This is a genomic window from Vibrio sp. 970, assembly GCF_033339075.1.
In genome coordinates, this window is sequence record NZ_JAWOTW010000515.1 from 1 (window position 1) to 610 (window position 610).

1 protein-coding gene is annotated in these 610 nt (G+C 46.4%); it reads left to right on the plus strand.

Annotation, left to right across the window (positions count from 1 at the left end):
• Positions 1–101 precede the first annotated feature (101 nt).
• The gene (flgP, locus tag R7Q11_RS27615) at positions 102–533 is read left to right on the plus strand and encodes a flagellar assembly lipoprotein FlgP (protein WP_005453982.1); all 432 of its coding nucleotides are present in this window, start codon (positions 102–104) and stop codon (positions 531–533) included.
• Positions 534–610: the final 77 nt, after the last annotated feature.

A 610-nucleotide genomic window follows, 5' to 3' on the forward strand; every position in this document is an offset into this window, starting at 1 on the left:
ATACGCTAAATAGCATTCGTACCCAAGATGGCGTGTTGATTCGTTCAGACCCAACCATTCGCCAGCCATACACTGTGATTCTCCGCCCATAGGATAGAACCATGAAGAAGTTATTATTTATTATTGCCACCTTGGTGCTTGTGGGATGTCAGCCATTACAACAGATGCGCCAAGATGAAATTTTAGTGGCGGTAGGTTATGCAAGCGTAAGCGAACAAACTGGCCGCACGGTAGAAGAAAAACGTGTGCGCGCGATGCGAGCATCAAAAATTGATGCGTATCGTGAGTTAGCAGAGCAAGTTTACGGCATGCGAGTAAGCGGTCGTGCCGAACTTGAAGATCAGCGTCTTGGCATTGAAAGCACGAGTGGCGCGGTCGATGGCGTGATTCGCGGTGCAGAGGTCGTGCGCAGTTACTTAGTTGAAGACAGTTACGTAACAGAGTTACGTTTGGATATCCGTAAGATGGATAAGCTACGCGATTACGGTGAAGTTCAACAAGTGCCTGAGAAGCGTCAGCAAACCTTGTTCTAAAACCACTTCACTAAATAAACAGATAATCTTTTCGAGCGGCTAATTGGCAACAATTGGTCGCTTTTTTTATGGGTTGA

What these genes read in the sequence shown, in the direction of transcription:
- flgP (WP_005453982.1), top strand. Translation starts at nt 102, where the DNA reads ATGAAGAAGTTATTATTTATTATTGCCACCTTGGTGCTTGTGGGATGT.